Here is a 2,214-nt window from a genome sequence, read left to right as displayed (position 1 = left end):
AATGGTTCTTCCGCTAGTGCAACCGAAGACGGCGGATAACCATGTGATTCAACGGAGGACGGGTGGTCCGTTTTTCCGTTCGCTTGCAAGTCGTTCGCCCGTCCCCGCTGATCACTAACGTTATCCGGCATTTCTGTGTCGACCTCTAAGTACAACGCATGGATTCGTACCTCAAGACATTTCGCGTCGTCTCCCTGGTTGCTCTTGGGTTCTCAATTGCCTACCTCTTAATCACGATAGCCGTTTGGTGGTTTGGTGGTTCGGAGGCATTCGCACAAATTGGTGATGCTCACGGTTTCCTGAATGCTCTTTTCAGTGGCTTAGCATTAGCCGGGGTCGTTGTTGCGTTGATGATGCAAACCGAGGAGTTGCGAATCGCTCGCTTAGAGCGACAGGAGTCTTTGCAAACGCAGAAAGAAATCGCGGAGCTCCGGCAGGGATCAACATTGGCAGCACAGATTGATGTGTGGAAACGGCTTGCTGACAACACACGTCTTCGCGGTGACATGAGTCCCGACCGTATCGAGCTTGCTGCTTACGAATATCAGTGTAGAAAACGAATCGAATCTAGTCTTGGTCTCGATGCCTTCAATAGAACAGGTGAACAATTTGATCCCGAAAAGGTGGCCGAAGACGTAGTTTCAAACCTGATGTTGTATCGTACAATCTGCAGTTCAGCTGGCATTGTTGGATCTAGCGACACTCGTGCATATTTGGCCAAGCTATCTGAGGATCTGAGTTTTAATTTGTCGCTCTCGTCAGTCTATGACGCGTTTGCCGCGAAGGTCGAAGAACTTTGCACTAAAATCGACCACGACCTTGCGCTTAGCGGCAGCAGCAACGAAGAATTAAAGGGTCTGCTAGAGCACGCTGGTCAGAAATGCCGAAGCTTGGAGCATGAGCTCGCTAGTAGCATGGCCGAAGACCTGGGGTGCGTCTTGTACGACAACCCCAACTGATGCTTCTTTTGGCGTGTGTTGGACAACAAGGCTTTCGGGTAGCCCGGATTGAAATCACCTTGGCGGATAACCAAGGCATTCACACGGAGCGGGGCTTGCGGCCGAATTTGACATGGACAACTTTACTCTCCCCGCCCGGTGATGCCGGTCGTTACCCGAAATAGTTGACACCAACTTGTGAGTTCACACGACCTCGCTGGCGCTACGGGTGCAATGCTTGGAGTTGCGTCAAACGCAACCGGAGACGAAACACCCGACGTTCGGATTCACGGCAACCATCCAGGCTTTCTCGTTCGTGATGTCGTCTCGGTTTCCGAAGACCAATTACGGCATTGGTTTGGACGCCTGTTGACCTGCTGGCCGACGGAAGAAGACATTGACAACGGGTATCCAGTGCCACAGCGCGACGAAAGAAGACGCTGCCCTCCTGACGTTGGATTCATACTTACGGGCGATGTTTGCGAGGAAGAAGGATTTGTTGTTTCGTGGGCCGGTGGTACGGTGCGAGGTAGTGCCAGCGGATGTATCATGAGCTTTGACTTCGATCGCAATCGTGAGTGCGCAGCACAGATCAGGCGCGAGATCGAAACGTACTACAAGCAAGAATGCGGGTAACCATGTGATGGTGACGGAGCGGCGGTGGTCGCCGCTCACGAATGGAAAATCAATCGCCGCCGCCCGCACATCACTACCGTTCGCCGACACCAGTGGCTCGCCGATTGCAATCTCGTACTATGTCCTCAGCAACCACTTCAACACGTCAATGCGAAACCTAATCGTTGCTGGCATCATCCTGGTTTTGCTTGCCGTGCTGTACTCGAACGCGGTCGGCAACGCTGCCCGTGCAGCTCACAGCAACGCAGCGATACGACTTATCAGCGAAGCGATTGACGACAACGACTTTGATGCTGTCCGCAACGCAATTTCCCAATACAATGAGCGAGGAAAATCACCATCGGTGATTGTTGAGGCACTCTCGAATCGTAAGCGACCGTAGTTTGTCGAGAACCTGCTCGACGACTGTGCGCCTTCAACGCAACGTCAAGTACTGCGGCGAACCATGGGTTGCAACGGAGGCCGCGAATTGACATTTTTGAAGTGGTGAGTCGTTCGCGCGGCCCCGCTGAACCCTACCGTTCGTCGACTGCGACAATCCACTCTTTTCTACACTACACTTTCTGCGAGGTTTCAAAATGTTAATCCGAACACTAGCTCTGTTGATGTTGATCACGCCAACCCTAGTGGCAGCTGAACT

The 2,214-nt window shown here is 52.6% G+C and carries 3 protein-coding genes; 2 read left to right on the top strand and 1 reads right to left on the bottom strand.

The genetic code is table 11. The annotated features are described in order from the left end of the window. The first annotated feature begins 158 nt into the window (after nucleotides 1-158). Nucleotides 159-959 carry a hypothetical protein gene (locus Poly51_RS18880; RefSeq protein ID WP_146459350.1) on the top strand — a complete coding sequence of 267 codons (801 nt, stop codon included), beginning with the start codon at nucleotides 159-161 and terminating at the stop codon, nucleotides 957-959. Nucleotides 960-1,283: 324 nt separating this feature from the next. Here Poly51_RS18880 and Poly51_RS18875 read toward each other — a convergent pair whose 3' ends face one another. After that, nucleotides 1,284-1,664: a hypothetical protein gene (locus tag Poly51_RS18875; RefSeq protein WP_146459349.1), complete on the bottom strand. Its 381-nt coding sequence runs from the start codon at nucleotides 1,662-1,664 to the stop codon at nucleotides 1,284-1,286. A 58-nt stretch (nucleotides 1,665-1,722) separates the two neighbouring features. Here Poly51_RS18875 and Poly51_RS18870 point away from each other — a divergent pair, with 58 nt between their 5' ends. Then, nucleotides 1,723-1,956, top strand: coding sequence for a hypothetical protein (locus Poly51_RS18870; RefSeq protein ID WP_146459348.1), 234 nt, complete (start codon nucleotides 1,723-1,725; stop codon nucleotides 1,954-1,956). Nucleotides 1,957-2,214 lie beyond the last annotated feature (258 nt).

Source organism: Rubripirellula tenax (assembly GCF_007860125.1).
Taxonomy (GTDB): Bacteria; Planctomycetota; Planctomycetia; order Pirellulales; family Pirellulaceae; genus Rubripirellula; species Rubripirellula tenax.
The sequence above is the reverse complement of the archived record's forward strand: the minus strand, read 5'-3'. Positions and strand labels throughout refer to the sequence as shown.